Origin of the sequence: Enterobacter sp. R-1.6.2 (assembly GCF_035064085.1) — a bacterium.
GTDB classification, from domain to species: Bacteria; Pseudomonadota; Gammaproteobacteria; order Enterobacterales; family Enterobacteriaceae; genus Enterobacter; species Enterobacter asburiae_B.
On the sequence record NZ_JASEYI010000017.1, the window covers coordinates 49,998 to 70,132 of the forward strand.

Here is a 20,135-nt window from a genome sequence, read left to right on the forward strand (position 1 = left end):
TGGTTTAATAACCACCAAATCGGTTGCGCGAAACGGGGAGCTGGCCGGATAAAAGTAAATATAAGCATAGAAAAATGAGTGGCGCTAATGGCTGACGATATTTAGAATCGCCAACCATGAAAACAGAGACTCCAGCCGTAAAAATGGTTGCCATCGCCGAAGATGAAGCGGGGCAACGTATCGATAACTTTTTGCGCACCCAGTTGAAAGGTGTACCAAAGAGCATGATTTACCGCATCCTGCGCAAGGGCGAGGTGCGGGTGAACAAAAAACGCGTGAAGCCCGAGTACAAACTCGAGGCGGGCGATGAAGTGCGTATACCGCCGGTGCGCGTTGCGGAACGTGAAGAAGAGACCGTTTCACCGAAGCTACAGAAAGTGGCGGCCCTGAGCGATGTGATCCTTTACGAAGATGACCATATTCTGGTGCTCAATAAACCGTCAGGAACGGCTGTTCATGGCGGTAGCGGTCTGAGCTTCGGCGTGATTGAAGGGCTGCGTGCCCTGCGCCCGGAAGCGCGTTTCCTTGAACTGGTGCACCGTCTTGACCGTGACACCTCTGGCGTACTGCTGGTGGCGAAAAAGCGTTCTGCCCTGCGTTCTCTGCATGAACAGCTGCGTGAAAAAGGGATGCAGAAAGACTACCTGGCGCTGGTGCGCGGTCAGTGGCAGTCCCATGTAAAAGTGGTGCAGGCACCGCTGCTGAAGAACATTCTGCAAAGTGGCGAACGTATTGTCCGCGTGAGCCAGGAAGGAAAACCGTCTGAGACGCGCTTTAAGGTTGAAGAGCGCTATGAGTTTGCCACGCTGGTGCGCTGCAGTCCGGTGACCGGTCGTACTCACCAGATCCGCGTGCATACGCAGTTCGCAGGGCATCCAATTGCCTTTGATGACCGCTATGGCGACCGCGAGTTTGATAAGCAGCTGGCGGGGACGGGGCTGTCGCGTCTGTTCCTGCATGCGGCAGCGCTGAAGTTTACCCATCCTAATACGGGGGAAGTCATCCGTATTGAAGCGCCGCTGGATGAGCAGTTGAAACGCTGTCTTAAGGTTCTGCGCGGCTAAGGTAAACGTAAAACGGCAACGAATGTTGTCGTTTTTAATGTTTGCTCCCTCTCCCTGTGGGAGAGGGCCGGGGTGAGGGCATCAGGCCGCAGTTTAGTAGGCCCATGCAAGCGAAGCGCCGCTGGGCAAAAGTCACATGGTCAACGGATTACACTCTTCTCGCCTTAACATCTGACACAGGGCAATCAGCGGTAACCCCACCAGCGTGTTGGGATCGCGACCGTCCAGCTTGTCGAACAGCGCAATCCCCAGTCCTTCGCTTTTAAAGCTCCCCGCACAGTTCAGCGGACGTTCCCGGCGCACATAATCCACGATCTCTTGCTCGCTGAGATGGCGAAAGTGTACGTCGAACGGCTCGCATTCGGTTTGCAGATGACCGGTGGCAGAGTTATAAAGCGCCAGGCCGGTATAAAAGGTCACGATAGTGCCTCGCGCGCGCAGAAGCTGCTGGCAGGCGTTCTCCTCCGTATGGGGCTTGCCGGTGATTTCGCCGTCCAGCACGCAAACCTGGTCTGAGCCTATAATCAAATGTGTGGGGTAACGTGCGGCCAGCGACTGCGCTTTCTCTTTAGCAAGACGCATCACCAGATGACGCGGTGATTCGCCCGGCTGTGGCGTCTCATCAACCTCTGGCGCGGCGCATTCAAACGGGATCCCGAGCTTTTCCAGCAGCATTCGGCGGTAGGGAGACGTGGAAGCAAGGACGAGATTTGGCATATTTTTATCACCAGATATAGCGTATCGATGCCAGCCATTTTAAACTACAGGCCGCAATGTGTGCGAATAATTGGCAAAAGGCAGCTCTGGTTGCCTTTTTCTTTGACTCTATGACGTTACAAAGTTAATATGCGCGCCCTATGCAAAAGGTAAAATTACCCCTGACTCTTGATCCGGTTCGTACGGCTCAAAAACGCCTCGATTACGAAGGTATCTATACTTCCGATCAGGCTGAGCGTATTGCCGAATCCGTAGTCAGTGTGGACAGTGATGTAGAATGCTCCATGTCGTTCGCTATCGACAACCAGCGTCTCGCCGTTTTAACCGGTGATGCAAAGGTGACGGTAACGCTCGAGTGTCAGCGTTGCGGGAAACCGTTTGTACAGTATGTTCACACAACGTATTGTTTCAGTCCCGTTCGTTCTGACGAACAGGCTGAAGCACTCCCGGAAGCGTATGAGCCGATTGAGGTTAACGAATTCGGTGAAATCGATCTTCTGGCTCTGGTTGAAGATGAAATCATCCTCACCTTGCCAGTGGTTCCGGTGCATGATTCTGAACACTGTGAAGTGTCCGAGGCGGACATGGTCTTTGGGGAACTGCCTGATGAAGCGCAAAAACCAAACCCATTTGCCGTATTAGCCAGCTTAAAGCGTAAGTAATTGAGGAGTAAGGTCCATGGCCGTACAACAGAATAAACCAACCCGTTCCAAACGTGGCATGCGTCGTTCCCATGACGCGCTGACCGCAGTTACCAGCCTGTCTGTAGACAAGACTTCTGGTGAGAAACACCTGCGTCACCACATCACCGCTGACGGTTTCTACCGCGGCCGCAAGGTTATCACTAAGTAATCACGCGCAAGCGTGATTAGGCTTAGTGAGGATTTCCCCGTGCAAACGGGGAATTTACCGAACCAGGCTGCGACGATACCTTGACACGTCTAACCCTGGCGTTAGATGTCATGGGGGGAGATTTTGGCCCTTCCGTGACAGTGCCTGCAGCATTGCAGGCACTGAATTCTAATTCGCAACTCACACTTCTTTTAGTCGGCAATCCCGACGCAATCACGCCATTACTCGCAAAAGCTGACTTTGAACAACGTTCGCGTCTGCAGATTATTCCTGCGCAGTCAGTTATTGCCAGTGATGCCCGACCCTCGCAGGCGATTCGCAATAGTCGTGGCAGCTCTATGCGGATAGCGCTGGAGCTGGTGAAAGAAGGGCGAGCTCAGGCTTGCGTCAGCGCGGGGAATACCGGCGCGCTGATGGGCCTCTCGAAATTGCTGCTCAAACCTATTGAAGGTATTGAGCGTCCGGCGCTGGTAACGGTGTTACCGCATCAGCAGAAGGGCAAGACGGTGGTGCTCGATTTGGGCGCTAACGTCGACTGTGATAGTACTATGCTGGCGCAGTTTGCCGTGATGGGATCGGTGCTGGCAGAAGAAGTCGTCGGGATCAACACTCCCCGTGTTGCGTTACTGAACATTGGTGAAGAAGAGACCAAAGGCCTGGACAGCATTCGCGAAGCGGCTGAATTGCTCAAACAGGTTCCCTCCATCAACTATATTGGTTATCTCGAAGCCAATGAGTTGTTGACGGGTAAAACGGATGTTCTGGTGTGCGATGGCTTCACCGGAAACGTCACGTTGAAGACCATGGAAGGGGTCGTGCGCATGTTTCTTTCTCTGCTGAAATCTCAGGGAGAAGGTAAAAAAAGCGCCTGGTGGCTAATTTTATTGAAGCGTTGGTTACAAAAGAGCCTGACGCGGCGATTCAGTCACCTCAACCCCGACCAGTATAATGGCGCCTGTCTGTTAGGATTGCGCGGCATCGTGATTAAGAGTCATGGCGCCGCCAATCAGCGAGCATTTGCTGTCGCGATTGAACAGGCAGTGCAGGCGGTGCAGCGACAAGTCCCTCAGCGGATTGCCGCTCGCCTGGAATCTGTATTAGCTAAAAGTGACTGAGCGTACATGTATACGAAGATTTTAGGTACCGGCAGCTACCTGCCAAAACAAGTGCGTACCAACGCCGATCTGGAAAAAATGGTAGATACGTCTGACGAGTGGATTGTCACGCGCACAGGTATCCGTGAACGTCGTATTGCCGCGCCAGACGAAACCGTGTCGACCATGGGTTACGAAGCCGCACAGCGTGCTATCGAAATGGCGGGCATTGATAAAGAACAGATTGGTTTGATCGTGGTCGCCACGACGTCTGCCACGCATGCTTTCCCAAGCGCAGCGTGCCAGGTGCAAAACATGCTCGGCATTAAAGGCTGTCCGGCGTTTGACGTCGCTGCCGCGTGCGCAGGCTTCACCTATGCGCTGAGCGTCGCCGATCAGTACGTGAAATCCGGTGCCGTTAAATACGCGCTGGTGATCGGTGCTGACGTGCTGGCGCGTACCTGCGATCCAACCGATCGTGGAACGATCATTATTTTTGGTGATGGTGCGGGTGCGGTGCTGCTGGGGCAGTCCGAAGAGCCGGGTATCATCTCCACGCATCTGCATGCTGATGGCAGCTATGGCGAACTGTTGACCCTGCCTAACGCCGATCGCGTTAATCCGGACAACTCGATTTACCTGACTATGGCAGGGAACGAGGTGTTCAAGGTGGCGGTAACCGAGCTTGCACACATCGTTGATGAAACGCTGGAAGCGAATAACCTTGAGCGTACCGCACTCGACTGGCTGGTGCCGCATCAGGCGAACCTGCGTATCATCAGCGCGACCGCGAAAAAGCTGGGCATGTCGATGGATAACGTTGTGGTGACGCTGGATCGTCACGGCAACACCTCTGCGGCGTCGGTACCGTGCGCATTTGATGAAGCGGTACGCGATGGACGAATCAAACGGGGCCAGCTGGTCTTGCTTGAAGCCTTCGGTGGCGGGTTCACCTGGGGTTCCGCGCTGGTTCGTTTCTAGTATAAGGAATAAAAAATGACGCAATTTGCTTTTGTGTTCCCGGGCCAGGGCTCTCAAACCGTTGGGATGTTGTCTGAAATGGCAGCACGCTATCCGGTAATTGAAGAGACTTTCCGTGAAGCTTCTGATGCACTGGGTTATGATTTATGGGCGCTGACCCAGCAGGGGCCGGCCGAAGAACTGAACAAAACCTGGCAGACACAGCCGGCACTGCTGACCGCGTCTGTTGCGCTGTGGCGTGTCTGGCAGCAGCAGGGCGGTAAAGCGCCAGCGCTGCTCGCGGGTCACAGCCTGGGTGAATACTCTGCGCTGGTGTGTGCCGGCGTGATCGCGTTTGCTGACGCGGTACGTCTGGTTGAACTGCGCGGTAAATTCATGCAGGAAGCGGTGCCGGAAGGCACGGGCGGCATGTCTGCCATCATCGGTCTGGATGATGCTGCAATTGCAAAAGCGTGTGAAGAATCTGCTGAAGGCCAGGTTGTCTCTCCGGTAAACTTCAACTCGCCGGGCCAGGTGGTTATTGCCGGTCATAAAGAAGCGGTTGAACGTGCGGGTGCGGCCTGTAAAGCAGCGGGTGCTAAGCGTGCGCTGCCGCTGCCGGTCAGCGTGCCGTCTCACTGTGCGCTGATGAAGCCTGCTGCCGAAAAACTGGCGGTTGAGCTGGAAAAAATTACGTTTAACGCACCGACGATTTCCGTTGTGAACAACGTCGATGTGAAATGCGAAACCACGCCGGAAGCGATACGTGACGCGCTGGTTCGCCAGCTCTACAGCCCGGTACAGTGGACTAAAACCGTTGAGTTTATGGCCGCTCAGGGCGTTGAACACCTGTATGAAGTCGGCCCAGGTAAAGTCCTCACCGGTCTGACAAAACGTATTGTTGACACCCTGACAGCCTCGGCGATTAACGAGCCGGAAGCGATGTCAGCGGCACTCTCGCAATAAAAGAGGAATACCATGAGTTTTGAAGGAAAAATCGCCCTGGTCACTGGCGCAAGCCGCGGTATCGGGCGTGCAATTGCTGAAACACTGGTTGCGCGCGGCGCGAAGGTGATTGGTACAGCAACCAGCGAGAATGGCGCTCAGGCCATCAGCGAGTATCTGGGTGCAAATGGTAAAGGTCTGGTACTGAATGTGACCGAACCTGCATCTATCGAATCTGTTCTGGAAAATATTCGCGCAGAGTTTGGTGAAGTGGATATTCTGGTAAACAATGCCGGGATCACTCGCGATAACCTGTTAATGCGAATGAAAGACGACGAGTGGAACGATATCATCGAAACCAACCTGTCATCTGTATTCCGTCTGTCAAAAGCGGTAATGCGCGCTATGATGAAAAAGCGTCATGGACGTATTATCACTGTCGGTTCTGTGGTTGGTACCATGGGAAATGCTGGTCAGGCTAACTACGCTGCGGCGAAAGCAGGTCTGATTGGTTTCAGTAAGTCGCTGGCGCGTGAAGTCGCGTCCCGCGGTATTACTGTAAACGTTGTTGCTCCGGGCTTTATTGAAACGGACATGACGCGTGCGCTGACTGATGAGCAGCGTGCGGGTACGCTGGCGGCAGTTCCGGCGGGTCGTCTTGGCGACCCTAAAGAAATCGCCAGTGCGGTTGCATTTTTAGCCTCTGACGAAGCGGGTTACATCACTGGTGAGACCCTCCACGTCAACGGCGGGATGTATATGGTTTAACCACGAGATACACTAAATCATTCTGGTTGGATCAAGGCGGCAAGACCGAGAAGCCTGGGAGCATAGATTACTATGTGACCGGGATTAGAGGGCGCAGCCAACGCAGAGGCAGCCTGGATGATGACGTGTAGAAAAATATTTGCGTTATTAGGGCAAATGGCCTCAAAATAACGTAAAATCGTGGTACGAACTGCCGGGATTTAGTTGCAAATTTTTCAACATTTTATACACTACGAAAACCATCGCGAAAGCGAGTTTTGATAGGAAATTTAAGAGTATGAGCACTATCGAAGAACGCGTTAAGAAAATTATCGGCGAACAGCTGGGCGTTAAGCAGGAAGAAGTTGTGAACTCCGCTTCCTTCGTTGAAGACCTGGGCGCAGATTCTCTTGACACCGTTGAGCTGGTAATGGCTCTGGAAGAAGAGTTTGATACTGAGATTCCGGACGAAGAAGCTGAGAAGATCACCACCGTTCAGGCTGCCATTGATTACATCAACGGTCACCAGGCGTAAGTGAACATCTCCAGGCGGTCATTCGACCGCCTGAGTTTTATCTTTTTTAGTCCCACGAATCTCTTTTTTTATCCCTCCCTGGAGGACAAACGTGTCTAAGCGTCGTGTAGTTGTGACCGGACTTGGCATGTTGTCTCCTGTCGGCAATACCGTAGAGTCCACCTGGAAAGCTCTCCTTGCCGGTCAGAGCGGCATCAGCCTAATCGACCATTTCGATACTAGCGCCTATGCAACGAAATTTGCTGGCTTAGTAAAGGATTTTAACTGTGAAGAGATCATCTCGCGCAAAGAACAGCGCAAGATGGATGCCTTCATTCAATATGGAATTGTCGCTGGCGTTCAGGCCATGCAGGATTCTGGCCTTGTGATTACGGAAGAGAACGCAACCCGTATTGGCGCCGCTATCGGCTCCGGGATTGGCGGTCTTGGCCTGATCGAGGAAAACCATACATCTCTGATGAATGGCGGCCCGCGTAAGATCAGCCCGTTCTTCGTTCCGTCCACGATTGTTAACATGGTGGCGGGTCACCTGACCATCATGTTCGGCCTGCGTGGGCCAAGCATTTCTATCGCGACTGCCTGTACGTCTGGCGTACATAACATCGGCCAGGCCGCGCGCATTATTGCGTACGGCGATGCAGATGCTATGGTTGCGGGCGGTGCTGAAAAAGCCAGTACCCCACTGGGTGTGGGCGGTTTTGGTGCGGCGCGTGCGCTGTCTACCCGCAATGATAACCCGCAGGCGGCGAGCCGTCCGTGGGATAAAGACCGTGACGGCTTCGTGCTGGGCGACGGGGCGGGCATGATCGTACTGGAAGAGTACGAGCACGCGAAAAAACGCGGCGCGAAAATTTATGCTGAAATCGTTGGTTTCGGCATGAGCAGCGATGCTTACCACATGACGTCTCCTCCTGAGAACGGCGCGGGTGCTGCGCTGGCGATGGAAAACGCGATTCGTGATGCGGGTATTACTCCAGCACAAATTGGCTACGTGAACGCGCACGGTACTTCTACACCTGCAGGTGATAAAGCTGAAGCTCAGGCGGTTAAGTCTATCTTCGGCGAATCTGCCAGCCGCGTAATGGTGAGCTCCACCAAGTCCATGACCGGTCACCTGTTGGGTGCGGCGGGTGCAGTAGAGTCAATCTACTCCATCCTTGCGCTGCGCGATCAGGCTGTTCCGCCAACCATCAACCTGGATAACCCGGATGAAGGTTGCGATCTGGACTTCGTTCCTCACGAAGCGCGTCAGGTTAGCGGTATGGAGTACACCCTGTGTAACTCCTTCGGCTTCGGCGGCACCAACGGCTCTCTGATCTTCAAAAAGATCTGATCCTGACGTCCCGATAGCATTTAAAAAGGTCCGCTTGCCGGGCCTTTTTTATTAAGCCTAATCTTCTTGTCGGCTGCATGACATCCTGCCAGACTAAATGCCCACGCATAAGGAGCCACCATGTTTTTAATCAATGGCCTTGAGCAGGACACGCTGCCTGCCAGCGACAGGGCGATACAGTTCGGTGATGGTTGCTTTACGACGGCGCGCATTCTGGAAGGTGATGTCTGCCTGCTGGAGGCGCACATTCGACGCCTGCAGCATGGCTGTGAAAAGCTCATGATCCCCTTTACGCACTGGGACACGTTGCGACAGGAAATGTGCCAGCTGGCAACCGGGAAGGACTGCGGCGTACTCAAAGTCATCATCAGCCGCGGCAGTGGTGGCCGGGGTTACAGCGCTGCATCGTGCCTCAACCCAACGCGTATCCTCTCCGTTTCTGCTTATCCTGCGCATTATTCTCGCTGGCGAGAAGACGGCGTCACGCTGACGCTGAGCCCAGTACGACTGGGACGAAACCCGATGCTGGCCGGGCTTAAGCATCTCAACCGCCTCGAGCAGGTGCTCATTCGTACTCATCTTGAACAGACGGACGCCGATGAGGCGCTGGTTCTTGACAGCGAAGGGTTCATTACGGAATGCTGTGCGGCTAATTTACTCTGGCGGCAGGGGGAAGAGGTGTTCACTCCGTCGCTGGAACACGCTGGCGTAAATGGGTTAATGCGTCAGTTTTGTCTGCAACAGCTGGCACGCTCTGACTTTCGCGTTGTCGAAGTTAGCGCAGGAGAAGCGGCGCTACAGACCGCCGATGAAGTCATCATCTGCAATGCGCTGATGCCTGTTGTCCCCGTCCGTGCGTATGGCCAACAACGCTGGTCTTCGCGCGAGCTGTTTCAGTTTTTAGCCCCGATATGTGAGCAAACAAGATAGTCATGAAAAAAATGTTGCGCTTTGTCCTTATCCTCATCGTCGCGCTGGGCGTCGCCGGCGGAGCAGGCGTATGGAAAGTTCGCCACCTGGCGAACAGCAAGATCCTGGTTAAAGACGAAACGATCTTTACCCTGAAAGCGGGAACCGGCCGTCAGGCGCTTGGGGAACAGCTCTATGGCGACAAGATTATCAATCGTCCACGCGTATTCCAGTGGCTATTGCGCGTGGAACCTGAGCTGTCACATTTCAAAGCCGGTACCTATCGCTTTACGCCGGGAATGACCGTCAGAGAGATGCTGCAGCTGCTGGAAAGCGGTAAAGAAGCCCAGTTCCCACTGCGGTTTGTGGAAGGGATGCGCCTGAGTGATTACCTCAAACAGCTGCGTGACGCGCCGTATATCAAACATACGTTAAAAGACGATAGCTATCAGACGGTGGCAGAAGCGCTGAAGTTTGAACATCCGGAATGGGTGGAAGGCTGGTTCTGGCCAGACACCTGGATGTACACGGCAGGCACGACCGATGTGGCTATCCTGAAGCGGGCGCACAAAAAAATGGTTGCCGCCGTAGATGCCGCCTGGGAAGGGCGGATGGAAGGATTGCCTTACAGCGATCCGAACCAGTTCGTGACTATGGCCTCGATCATCGAGAAAGAGACGGCCGTCGCTGCTGAGCGCGATCGGGTAGCGTCAGTATTTATTAACCGTCTGCGCATCGGCATGCGTCTGCAAACCGACCCTACCGTTATCTACGGTATGGGCGAGAGCTACACGGGCAAAATCTCAAGAAAAGATCTGGAGACGCCAACGGCGTATAATACCTACGTGATTAGCGGTTTACCGCCGGGCCCGATCGCCACGCCGAGCGAGGCGTCGCTCAAAGCCGCCGCGCATCCGGCTAAAACACCGTATCTCTATTTTGTGGCTGATGGAAAAGGGGGGCATACCTTTAACACCAACCTTGCCAGCCACAATCGCTCTGTTCAGGACTATCTGAAGGCACTTAAGGAAAAAAATGCGCAGTAAATACATTGTCATTGAGGGACTCGAAGGGGCGGGTAAAACCACTGCCCGCAACGTGGTGGTGGATACGCTCAAAGCGCTTGGCGTGGCGGACATGGTATTTACCCGCGAGCCGGGCGGCACGCAGCTGGCTGAAAAGCTGCGCAGTCTGGTGCTGGATATCAAATCCGTCGGCGACGAAGTTATCACTGACAAAGCCGAAGTGCTGATGTTCTACGCGGCGCGCGTTCAGCTGGTTGAGACGGTGATCAAACCCGCGCTGGCCGAGGGCAAGTGGGTGATCGGCGACCGTCACGATCTGTCGACTCAGGCGTATCAGGGCGGAGGACGCGGCATCGACCAGACAATGCTTGCCACGCTGCGTAATGCCGTACTGGGTGATTTTCGCCCCGACCTGACGCTCTATCTGGATGTGACCCCGGAAGTGGGTCTCAAACGTGCCCGCGCGCGCGGCGAGCTGGACCGCATTGAACAAGAGTCGTTTGATTTCTTTAACCGCACCCGTGCGCGCTATCTTGAACTGGCCGCACAGGACAGCTCAATTTGTACCATCGATGCGACGCAGTCTCTGGACGACGTTACGCGCGACATTCAGCACACCATTACGCAGTGGGTGCAGGAGCAGCAGGCATGAAATGGTATCCATGGTTGCGCCCACACTTTGAACAGCTGATCGGCAGCTATCAGGCGGGTCGGGGGCATCATGCGTTACTGATTCAGGCGTTGCCAGGAATGGGTGATGATGCGTTGATTTATGCCATCACCCGTTTTCTGATGTGTCAGCAGCCGGAAGGGCACAAGAGCTGTGGTAAATGCCGTGGCTGTCAGCTGATGCAGGCGGGCACGCATCCTGACTACTACACCTTTGAGCCTGAGAAGGGTAAAAGCGCGCTCGGTATCGATGCCGTGCGTGAAGTCAGTGAAAAATTGTATGAACACGCGCGACTGGGCGGCGCTAAAGTGGTCTGGCTTAAAGACGCCACCTTGCTTACCGAGGCGGCAGCTAACGCCCTGCTTAAAACCCTGGAAGAGCCGCCGGTTAAAACGTGGTTTTTCCTCTCATGCCGTGACCCGGGACGATTGCTGGCGACGTTGCGCAGCCGTTGTCGACTTCATCACCTTGCGGTACCTCAGGAATCGTGGGCGCTGAGCTGGCTTGAACGAGAGGTGACAACGTCACCTGAGAGTGCGCTGTCCGCCTTGCGCCTGAGCAGCGGCGCGCCCGCTGCGGCGCTGGCACTACTGCAGCCTGATGTCTGGTCAGAGCGAGAAACGCTCTGCCGGGCCGTGGATGCGTCGCTGAACAGTCACGACTGGCTAAGTTTACTGCCTGCGCTTAACAGCGATCGGGCCGTTGAGCGTCTGCACTGGCTGGCCTCCTTGCTGCTGGATGCGCTCAAAATCCAGCAAGGGGCAACGCTGCTGACTAACACGGATGCGTGGCCACTGGTGAATACGCTGGCGAACCGGCTCTCAGGGACGGTTCTTCACGCGATGCTCCATGAAATTTGCCAGAGCCGTGAACAGCTTTTAACCGTGACGGGTCTTAATCGCGAGCTTTTACTGACCGACCAGTTACTGCGTATCGAACATTACCTGCAACCCGGCGTCACACCGCCAGTTTCCCATCTCTGAGAGAGACATTATGTTTTTAGTCGACTCACACTGCCATCTTGATGGCCTGGATTATCAATCCCTGCATAAAAACGTGGATGACGTGCTGGCAAAAGCCGCTGCCCGCGATGTGAAATTCTGTCTTGCGGTGGCGACCACGCTGCCGGGCTATCGCTCCATGCGTGAGCTGGTGGGCGTTCGCGATAACGTGGTTTTCTCCTGCGGCGTACATCCGCTGAATCAGGACGAGGCCTACGCCGTTGAGGATCTGCGCCGACTGGCAGCAGAAGAGGGCGTGGTGGCGATGGGCGAGACCGGGCTGGACTATTTTTACACGCCGGAAACCAAACCGCGCCAGCAGGAGTCCTTCCGCAATCATATTCGCATTGGCCGGGAACTGAACAAGCCGGTTATCGTCCACACCCGCGATGCGCGCGCGGATACCCTGGCAATCCTCCGGGAAGAAAACGTGACGGATTGCGGTGGCGTACTACACTGTTTCACAGAAGACAGAGAAACGGCGGGGAAGCTGCTTGATTTGGGGTTTTATATCTCGTTTTCGGGGATCGTGACGTTCCGTAACGCTGAGCAGCTGCGTGATGCTGCACGTTATGTTCCGCTCGATCGTATTCTGGTGGAGACGGATTCTCCGTACCTGGCACCGGTACCGCATCGCGGTAAAGAGAACCAGCCCGCTATGACGAGAGACGTGGCTGAGTACATGGCCGTACTGAAGGGCGTCAGCATCGATGAGCTGGCCCGCGTGACGACGGAAAACTTCTCCACGCTGTTCCATATCGACCCCGCCCGCCTGCAATCTGTCTGATACACCTGTTTTTTTTAGGCTCGTAATTAATAAGTAAAGCGAGTAAAGTTCACCGCCTCATTTGGGGCGGTGAGTGTGTATTTAGACACATCCGGACATGCTTTTTGTAAATAACTGAAAGTTTTTCGACCGCCTTAAGCTGAAACGTGATAGCCGTCAAACAAACTCAGAGGGAATTATTTTACTCTGTGTAATAAATAAAGGGCGCTTAGATGTCCTGTCCACGGCACGGTACTCCCCCCGGGCCAATGCGTGAAAGCGTAAAAAAAGCACAAATACTCAGGAGCACTCTCAATTATGTTTAAGAATGCATTTGCTAACCTGCAAAAGGTCGGTAAATCGCTGATGCTGCCAGTATCCGTACTGCCTATCGCAGGTATCCTGCTGGGTGTCGGTTCTGCTAACTTCAGCTGGCTGCCAGCCGTAGTGTCCCACGTGATGGCCGAAGCAGGCGGTTCTGTCTTTGCTAACATGCCACTGATCTTCGCGATCGGTGTGGCTCTGGGCTTCACCAATAACGACGGCGTTTCTGCGCTGGCTGCAGTGGTTGCCTACGGCATTATGGTGAAAACCATGGCTGTGGTTGCGCCGCTGGTTCTGCATTTACCGGCAGAAGAGATCGCCGCGAAACACCTGGCGGACACCGGTGTTCTGGGCGGTATCATCTCCGGTGCGATTGCAGCGTATATGTTTAACCGCTTCTATCGCATCAAGCTGCCTGAGTATCTGGGCTTCTTCGCGGGCAAGCGTTTCGTTCCGATCATCTCTGGTCTGGCAGCGATTTTCACTGGCGTGATCCTGTCCTTCATCTGGCCACCAATCGGCTCTGCTATCCAGACCTTCTCTCAGTGGGCTGCTTACCAGAACCCGGTTGTGGCGTTTGGTATCTACGGCTTCATCGAGCGTTGCCTGGTTCCATTCGGTCTGCACCACATCTGGAACGTTCCATTCCAGATGCAGATTGGTGAATTCACCAACGCAGCAGGTCAGGTATTCCACGGCGATATCCCACGTTACATGGCGGGCGACCCAACTGCAGGTAAACTGTCTGGTGGCTTCCTGTTCAAAATGTACGGTCTGCCGGCAGCTGCGATTGCTATCTGGCACTCTGCTAAGCCAGAGAACCGTGCAAAAGTGGGCGGTATCATGATCTCCGCAGCGCTGACCTCGTTCCTGACCGGTATCACCGAGCCGATCGAGTTCTCCTTCATGTTCGTTGCGCCGATCCTGTACGTTATCCACGCGATTCTGGCGGGCCTGGCGTTCCCAATCTGTATCCTGCTGGGTATGCGTGACGGTACGTCCTTCTCTCACGGTCTGATCGACTTCATCGTTCTGTCCGGTAACAGCAGCAAACTGTGGCTGTTCCCAATCGTGGGTGCGTGCTATGCCGTTGTTTACTACACCATCTTCCGCGTGCTGATTAAAGCACTGGACCTGAAAACTCCGGGTCGTGAAGATGCGACAGAAGACAGCAAAGCTGGCGCTACCAGCGAAATGGCTCCGGCACTGGTCGCAGCGTTCGGCGGTAAAGAGAACATCACTAACCTGGACGCGTGCATCACTCGTCTGCGTGTGAGCGTTGCCGACGTGGCGAAAGTAGACCAGCCGGGTCTGAAAAAACTGGGCGCAGCGGGCGTAGTTGTTGCAGGTTCTGGTGTACAGGCAATCTTCGGTACCAAATCCGATAACCTGAAAACCGAAATGGATGAGTACATCCGCAGCAACTAAGTTGTGACCTGGGGAGACTAAGGCAGCCGAATGGCTGCCTTTTTTATTTGTGTCTTAAAAAACGCCACTGAGACGCGAGAGCGGTCACTCTTCAGTCAGCTGATGAACATTCAGGAAAGAAATCGAGGGAGGAGGTTGAAAGGACAGGAGAAACTCGCTCATACTCTTGGATTGTGTCACACACCGATCCCGGGAGTGTGTTTACAGCGGACGCATTGCGCCAGATTAAACAAAAAAGGAAAAGGTCATGGCTGAAGAAACGATTTTCAGTAAAATTATCCGCCGCGAAATCCCGTCGGATATCGTCTATCAGGATGAACTGGTGACGGCTTTCCGGGACATTTCCCCTCAGGCCCCGACGCACATCCTTATCATTCCCAATATTCTGATTCCGACTGTAAACGACGTAAAAACCGAGCATGAAGTGGCGTTAGGTCGTATGCTGACGGTGGCTGCCAGAATCGCTGAACAGGAAGGGATTGCAGAAGACGGTTACCGTCTGATCATGAACTGCAACCGCCATGGTGGCCAGGAAGTTTATCATATTCACATGCATCTGCTGGGTGGACGTCCTCTGGGTCCGATGCTGGCACATAAAGGTCTTTGACATGCTGAAAGGGCGTATTGCAGCGCTGGTAATGGCGATGATGATTGTGGGGTGCAGCTCGCGTCCGGCGATCCCCGTGAATGATGAACAGACGCTGGTCATGGAGTCCTCCGTGCTTGCCGCGGGCATCACGGCGCAACAGCCCGCGTTGACCATCAGTGAAATCAACTCATCTGCCTCCTCTACGCTCTTTAATGAAAGACATGAACCGGTGACGGTCCACTACCGTTTTTTCTGGTATGACGTAAGAGGTCTTGAAATGCATCCGCTGGAGGCGCCGCGCAGCGTCACCATTCCGGCCAGGTCGTCGGTAACGCTCTATGGCAGTGCCAACTATCTGGGTGCGCATAAGGTGAGACTTTATCTTTATCTCTGAGGGGTGAACCTTGATTAAAAATTTGAGCCGCTATGCGCTCGTGACAGCTTTCGCTCTGTTTCTTGCAGGGTGTGTGACCCGAACTGAACAGCCTGCGCCTGTGGAAGAGGCTAAACCGGGTACTGAACAGCCGACACCGCCAACGCAGCAGCAGCCAACCGTGCCGTCTGTACCGTCTATTCCGGCGCAGCCAGGCCCGATTGAACATCCGGACCAGACGTCACAGCCCACGCCGCGCGTGCGCCATTACGACTGGAACGGGGCGATGCAGCCGATGGTAGGCAAAATGCTGCAGGCGCAGGGCGTGACGGCGGGCAGCGTATTGCTGGTCGACAGCGTGAACAACCGTACCAACGGTTCGCTGAACGCGGGTGAAGCCACGGAAACCCTGCGTAATGCTCTGGCTAACAACGGCAAGTTTACGCTGGTCTCGGCTCAGCAGCTCGCCGTCGCCAAACAGCAGCTGGGCCTGTCGCCGCAGGATAGCCTCGGTACCCGCAGCAAGGCGATCGGCATTGCCCGTAACGTTGGCGCACAGTATGTGCTGTACTCTAACGCCACCGGTAACGTGAATACCCCAGCCCTGCAGATGCAGCTGATGCTGGTTCAGACAGGCGAAATTATCTGGTCAGGTAAAGGTGCGGTTACGCAACAATGACGGCACGCGTGAAGAGATTCTGACGCGCTATTTTCCTCAGTACCGCCTTATCGCGCCGCAGGCCCATTCCGGGCTTGGCGGCGCGAGTTGCATTATAGAACAGGGCGAACGACGTCTGGTCTTGCGGCAAAATCACGACCCCGACGCGCCTGCCTCCCATTTCCGTCGTCAGTTTCGTGCCCTGAGACGTCTTCCGGCGGATCTCGTACCTGCCCCTCGTTTTTTCAGACAGGGCTGGATGGCCGTCGACTATCTGGAAGGTGAAGTTAAAAGCGCGCTGCCGGACACGCCGGAGCTTGCGGCGGTGCTGTATCATCTGCACCGGCAGCCACGTCTGGGATGGCGAATTACGTTATTCCCACTGCTGGAACATTACTGGCAGCAAGCCCTGCCTGACAGGCGTACTCCAGTGTGGCTGGCACTTCTCAGGCGGTTGCGTAAAACGGGCGAGCCGCAGCCGATTCGGCTCACGCCGCTGCATATGGATGTTCATGCCGGGAATATTGTTCATACGCCAGCGGGGATCAGGCTTATCGACTGGGAGTATGCCGGAGATGGCGATGTGGCGCTGGAGCTGGCGGCCGTCTGGACGGAAAGTGAAGCCGCGCGGCAGATGCTCATCAGGGAATACGCCCGGGTAGCGCATATTGACCCCGACGCGCTGAGGCGTCAGGTCAGGCGCTGGCGACCCTGGGTCGTCATGTTAATGGCTGGCTGGTTTGAAATGCGCTATCGACAGTCCAGAGACAAACAATTTATTGCGCTGGCAGACGATGCCTGGCGTCAGTTACAAACGAAAGGATAAGAGAGGTGGATGTGGGTCCAGTCATGTTGGATGTTGAAGGGTTTGAGCTGGATGCGGAGGAGCGTGAAATTCTGGCGCATCCGCTGGTGGGTGGCCTGATCCTGTTTACCCGCAACTATCACGATCCGGCGCAGCTGCGCGAGCTGGTGCGTCAGATCCGCGCCGCGTCGCGTAACCATCTGGTGGTGGCCGTCGATCAGGAAGGCGGGCGCGTGCAGCGTTTTCGCGACGGTTTTACCCGTCTCCCGGCAGCCCAGTCATTCGCTGCGCTGCTCGGCACGGAAGAGGGTGGAAAACTGGCGCAGGAGGCCGGCTGGCTGATGGCCAGCGAAATGATTGCTATGGATATCGACATCAGCTTTGCCCCGGTGCTGGATGTAGGGCATATCAGCGCTGCCATTGGCGAGCGCTCATACCATGAAGACCCGCGTATTGCGCTGGCAATGGCCACCCGGTTCATCGACGGCATGCACGACGCAGGCATGAAAACCACCGGGAAACACTTCCCGGGGCACGGGGCGGTGACGGCGGATTCTCACAAAGAGACGCCGCGCGATCCGCGTCCGGAAGCGGAGATTCGCGCCAAAGATATGTCGGTTTTCCAGTCGCTTATCACCGATAACAAGCTGGATGCCATTATGCCGGCGCACGTGATTTACAGCGACGTCGACCCGCGTCCTGCCAGCGGCTCTCCGCACTGGCTGAAAACCGTTCTGCGCCAGGAGCTGGGCTTCAACGGCGTGATTTTCTCTGACGATTTGTCGATGGAAGGGGCCGCGATCATGGGCAGCTACGCTGAACGCGGTCAGGCATCGCTGGATGCGGGTTGCGATATGATCCTGGTCTGCAATAATCGTAAAGGTGCCGTTAGCGTGCTGGATAACCTGTCGCCGATCAATGCAGAGCGTGTTACACAATTGTATCATAAAGGTTCATTTAGCCGTCAGGAGCTGATGGATTCGGCGCGCTGGAAGACGGTCAACGCCCGGCTTGAAGACCTGAATGAGCGCTGGCAGGCACATAAAGCCAGCCTGTAAACCCTCCCGGAAGGCGTAGCGTGGTGAGAAGACGATGATCATCTATTTACACGGTTTTGACTCAAACAGCCCTGGTAATCATGAGAAGGTGCTGCAGCTGCAGTTTATCGATCCGGATGTACGGTTGATCAGCTACAGCACGCGTCATCCGAAGCATGATATGCAGCATCTGCTCAAAGAGGTGGACAAGATGTTGCAGCTCAACGTCGACGATCGCCCGTTGATTTGCGGCGTGGGGCTGGGCGGCTACTGGGCGGAGCGGATTGGCTTCCTGTGCGACATTCGCCAGGTGGTGTTCAATCCTAACCTGTTCCCGAACGAGAACATGGAAGGCAAAATTGACCGTCCGGAAGAGTATGTCGATATTGCGACCAAGTGCGTGAGCAACTTCCGTGAGAAAAACCGCGACCGCTGTCTGGTGATACTTTCTCGTAATGATGAAGCGCTCAACAGCCATCGGGCAGCAGAGCTCCTGCATCATTACTATGAGATCGTCTGGGACGAAGAACAGACCCACAAGTTCAAAAACATCTCTCCGCATCTGCAGCGTATCAAAGCGTTTAAAACGCTGGGTTAATCAATTACCCGCATGCATCAAAGCCCGGCCGCGAAAGCGTACCGGGCTTTCTTTTTGACCAGAATTGTCTACTTTTAAGCCATCAAAACTTGATGCATATCAATTTTGGTATGACCAATGCGCCTGACGTGGTATTCTCAATGCACCTGAATGGTTTCAGTGCTGTAACCTGTTGTTAATTAAGGGTTATTTTTATAACTTTTAATTAACAATTGGTTAATAATTTGAGGGGGTCACGTTGACTACGCCATTGAAAAAGATAGTGATTGTAGGCGGTGGTGCTGGCGGGCTGGAGCTGGCTACACAGCTGGGCAAGAAGCTGGGTCGCGGTAAAAAAGCCAAAATTACGCTGGTGGATCGTAACCACAGCCACCTGTGGAAACCGCTGCTGCACGAAGTGGCAACCGGTTCTCTGGATGAGGGCGTGGACGCGCTCAGCTATCTGGCGCACGCCCGTAACCATCATTTCCAGTTCCAGCTGGGCTCGGTGGTCGACATCAACCGTGAAAGCAAAACCATCACCCTGGCAGAGCTGCGCGATGAAAAAGGGGAGCTACTGGTTCCCGAGCGTAAACTGGCGTACGACACGCTGGTCATGGCGCTGGGCAGTACCTCCAACGACTTCAACACGCCGGGCGTGAAAGAGCACTGTATCTTCCTCGATAACCCGCACCAGGCGCGTCGTTTCCATCAGGAAATGCTGAACCTGTTCCTGAAGTACACCAGCAATATGGGTGCGAACGGTAAGGTGAATATCGCCATTGTCGGCGGCGGCGCGACGGGAGTTGAGCTGTCAGCGGAGCTGCACAATGCGGTGAAGCAGCTGCACAGCTACGGTTACAAAGGGTTAACTAACGAAGCGCTGAACGTCACGCTGGTTGAAGCCGGTGAACGTATCCTGCCTGCGCTGCCTCCGCGTATTTCCGGTGCGGCGCACAATGAGCTCACCAAGCTGGGCGTGCGGGTGCTGACGCAGACCATGGTGACCAGCGCCGACGAAGGCGGCCTGCACACCAAAGACGGCGAGTATATCAAAGCGGATCTGATGGTCTGGGCGGCTGGTATCAAAGCGCCTGACTTTATGAAAGAGATCGGCGGTCTGGAAACCAACCGCATTAACCAGCTGGTTACGGAGCCAACGCTACAAACCACGCGCGATCCTGAAATCTTTGCCATCGGTGACTGTGCCTCCTGCGCGCGTCCTGAAGGTGGATTCGTGCCGCCGCGCGCGCAGGCCGCTCACCAGATGGCAAGCCTGGTGCTGCACAACATTCTGGCGCAGTACAAAGGCAAGCCAATGAAAGCCTATGTCTACAAAGACCACGGTTCACTGGTGTCGCTGTCAAACTTCTCTACTGTCGGCAGCCTGATGGGCAACCTGATGCGCGGCTCAATGATGGTAGAAGGGCGCATTGCCCGCTTCGTGTATATCTCCCTGTACCGCATGCACCAGATTGCGCTGCACGGCTACTTCAAAACCGGGCTGATGATGCTGGTGGGCAGAATCAACCGCGTGATCCGTCCGCGTCTGAAGTTGCACTAATTTTTCACTCCCTCCGGGCCCTCCGGAGGGAGTTTTTAGCATTTCATGCTGCAGATCACAGTTTGACTGCTTAAGAGTTCTCCTAAATACAATATATCTCCTCTCAACGCCCCTTTTTTGATCCTTTATCTTATTGGCGAAGCCGTGCCTCCATTGCAAAAT

At 54.8% G+C, this 20,135-nt stretch carries 23 protein-coding genes; 22 read left to right on the top strand and 1 reads right to left on the bottom strand.

Annotation, left to right across the window (positions count from 1 at the left end):
* The first annotated feature begins 116 nt into the window (after positions 1-116).
* The gene (gene rluC / locus QMN93_RS17740; protein WP_021240761.1) at positions 117-1,064 is read left to right on the top strand and encodes a 23S rRNA pseudouridine(955/2504/2580) synthase RluC; all 948 of its coding nucleotides are present in this window, start codon (positions 117-119) and stop codon (positions 1,062-1,064) included.
* Between the two features lie 132 nt (positions 1,065-1,196).
* Here the strand turns inward: rluC and QMN93_RS17745 are convergent, their stop codons facing one another.
* Positions 1,197-1,781 carry a nucleoside triphosphate pyrophosphatase gene (locus tag QMN93_RS17745; RefSeq protein WP_039261893.1) on the bottom strand — a complete coding sequence of 195 codons (585 nt, stop codon included), beginning with the start codon at positions 1,779-1,781 and terminating at the stop codon, positions 1,197-1,199.
* Positions 1,782-1,921: 140 nt separating this feature from the next.
* Here QMN93_RS17745 and yceD point away from each other — a divergent pair, with 140 nt between their 5' ends.
* The 21 genes from yceD (at position 1,922) to QMN93_RS17850 (ending at position 19,973) form a co-directional block, all read left to right on the top strand.
* Entirely contained in the window at positions 1,922-2,443 is a 522-nt protein-coding gene (gene yceD, locus QMN93_RS17750) for a 23S rRNA accumulation protein YceD (RefSeq protein ID WP_193139033.1), read from the top strand.
* 16 nt (positions 2,444-2,459) lie between these two features.
* Positions 2,460-2,633, top strand: a complete 174-nt coding sequence (gene rpmF, locus QMN93_RS17755; RefSeq protein ID WP_003857964.1) for a 50S ribosomal protein L32 — start codon at positions 2,460-2,462, stop codon at positions 2,631-2,633.
* 80 nt (positions 2,634-2,713) lie between these two features.
* Positions 2,714-3,748: a phosphate acyltransferase PlsX gene (plsX, locus tag QMN93_RS17760; RefSeq protein WP_060568787.1), complete on the top strand. Its 1,035-nt coding sequence runs from the start codon at positions 2,714-2,716 to the stop codon at positions 3,746-3,748.
* Positions 3,749-3,754: 6 nt separating this feature from the next.
* Positions 3,755-4,708, top strand: a complete 954-nt coding sequence (locus QMN93_RS17765; protein ID WP_023311150.1) for a beta-ketoacyl-ACP synthase III — start codon at positions 3,755-3,757, stop codon at positions 4,706-4,708.
* Between the two features lie 15 nt (positions 4,709-4,723).
* Positions 4,724-5,653, top strand: a complete 930-nt coding sequence (fabD, locus tag QMN93_RS17770; RefSeq protein WP_033145214.1) for an ACP S-malonyltransferase — start codon at positions 4,724-4,726, stop codon at positions 5,651-5,653.
* 12 nt (positions 5,654-5,665) lie between these two features.
* Entirely contained in the window at positions 5,666-6,400 is a 735-nt protein-coding gene (gene fabG, locus QMN93_RS17775; RefSeq protein WP_008500795.1) for a 3-oxoacyl-ACP reductase FabG, read from the top strand.
* Between the two features lie 277 nt (positions 6,401-6,677).
* Positions 6,678-6,914 (top strand): acyl carrier protein, encoded by a 237-nt coding sequence (acpP, locus tag QMN93_RS17780; protein WP_003857954.1) that lies wholly within the window; start codon positions 6,678-6,680, stop codon positions 6,912-6,914.
* Between the two features lie 91 nt (positions 6,915-7,005).
* A complete protein-coding gene (gene fabF / locus QMN93_RS17785) occupies positions 7,006-8,247 on the top strand; it encodes a beta-ketoacyl-ACP synthase II (RefSeq protein WP_024909028.1) in 1,242 nt (413 codons plus the stop codon).
* 120 nt (positions 8,248-8,367) lie between these two features.
* Positions 8,368-9,177 (top strand): aminodeoxychorismate lyase, encoded by an 810-nt coding sequence (gene pabC / locus QMN93_RS17790; RefSeq protein WP_182383318.1) that lies wholly within the window; start codon positions 8,368-8,370, stop codon positions 9,175-9,177.
* A gap of 2 nt (positions 9,178-9,179) precedes the next feature.
* The gene (yceG, locus tag QMN93_RS17795; protein WP_182383319.1) at positions 9,180-10,202 is read left to right on the top strand and encodes a cell division protein YceG; all 1,023 of its coding nucleotides are present in this window, start codon (positions 9,180-9,182) and stop codon (positions 10,200-10,202) included.
* Complete coding sequence (gene tmk, locus QMN93_RS17800) at positions 10,192-10,833, top strand: dTMP kinase (RefSeq protein ID WP_023311155.1); 642 nt, start codon at positions 10,192-10,194, stop codon at positions 10,831-10,833. The genes yceG and tmk overlap by 11 nt, the downstream gene beginning before the upstream one ends.
* Positions 10,830-11,834, top strand: a complete 1,005-nt coding sequence (gene holB / locus QMN93_RS17805; RefSeq protein ID WP_193139035.1) for a DNA polymerase III subunit delta' — start codon at positions 10,830-10,832, stop codon at positions 11,832-11,834. Before tmk ends, holB begins: the two co-directional genes overlap by 4 nt.
* Before the next feature lie 10 nt (positions 11,835-11,844).
* Entirely contained in the window at positions 11,845-12,639 is a 795-nt protein-coding gene (locus QMN93_RS17810; RefSeq protein WP_064672284.1) for a metal-dependent hydrolase, read from the top strand.
* A gap of 297 nt (positions 12,640-12,936) precedes the next feature.
* The gene (ptsG, locus tag QMN93_RS17815) at positions 12,937-14,370 is read left to right on the top strand and encodes a PTS glucose transporter subunit IIBC (RefSeq protein ID WP_023311158.1); all 1,434 of its coding nucleotides are present in this window, start codon (positions 12,937-12,939) and stop codon (positions 14,368-14,370) included.
* Between the two features lie 247 nt (positions 14,371-14,617).
* Positions 14,618-14,977, top strand: a complete 360-nt coding sequence (hinT, locus tag QMN93_RS17820; protein ID WP_033145218.1) for a purine nucleoside phosphoramidase — start codon at positions 14,618-14,620, stop codon at positions 14,975-14,977.
* Position 14,978: 1 nt separating this feature from the next.
* Entirely contained in the window at positions 14,979-15,353 is a 375-nt protein-coding gene (locus tag QMN93_RS17825; RefSeq protein ID WP_023311159.1) for a YcfL family protein, read from the top strand.
* A gap of 10 nt (positions 15,354-15,363) precedes the next feature.
* A complete protein-coding gene (gene lpoB / locus QMN93_RS17830) occupies positions 15,364-16,011 on the top strand; it encodes a penicillin-binding protein activator LpoB (RefSeq protein WP_023311160.1) in 648 nt (215 codons plus the stop codon).
* A complete protein-coding gene (gene thiK, locus QMN93_RS17835; protein WP_047061578.1) occupies positions 15,992-16,816 on the top strand; it encodes a thiamine kinase in 825 nt (274 codons plus the stop codon). The genes lpoB and thiK overlap by 20 nt, the downstream gene beginning before the upstream one ends.
* An 11-nt stretch (positions 16,817-16,827) precedes the next feature.
* Positions 16,828-17,853, top strand: a complete 1,026-nt coding sequence (gene nagZ / locus QMN93_RS17840; RefSeq protein ID WP_023311162.1) for a beta-N-acetylhexosaminidase — start codon at positions 16,828-16,830, stop codon at positions 17,851-17,853.
* A gap of 34 nt (positions 17,854-17,887) precedes the next feature.
* Positions 17,888-18,430 (top strand): alpha/beta hydrolase YcfP, encoded by a 543-nt coding sequence (ycfP, locus tag QMN93_RS17845; RefSeq protein ID WP_008500781.1) that lies wholly within the window; start codon positions 17,888-17,890, stop codon positions 18,428-18,430.
* 238 nt (positions 18,431-18,668) lie between these two features.
* On the top strand, positions 18,669-19,973 hold the full coding sequence (locus QMN93_RS17850; protein WP_023335290.1) for an NAD(P)/FAD-dependent oxidoreductase: 1,305 nt from the start codon (positions 18,669-18,671) through the stop codon (positions 19,971-19,973).
* The last annotated feature ends 162 nt before the right edge of the window (positions 19,974-20,135 follow it).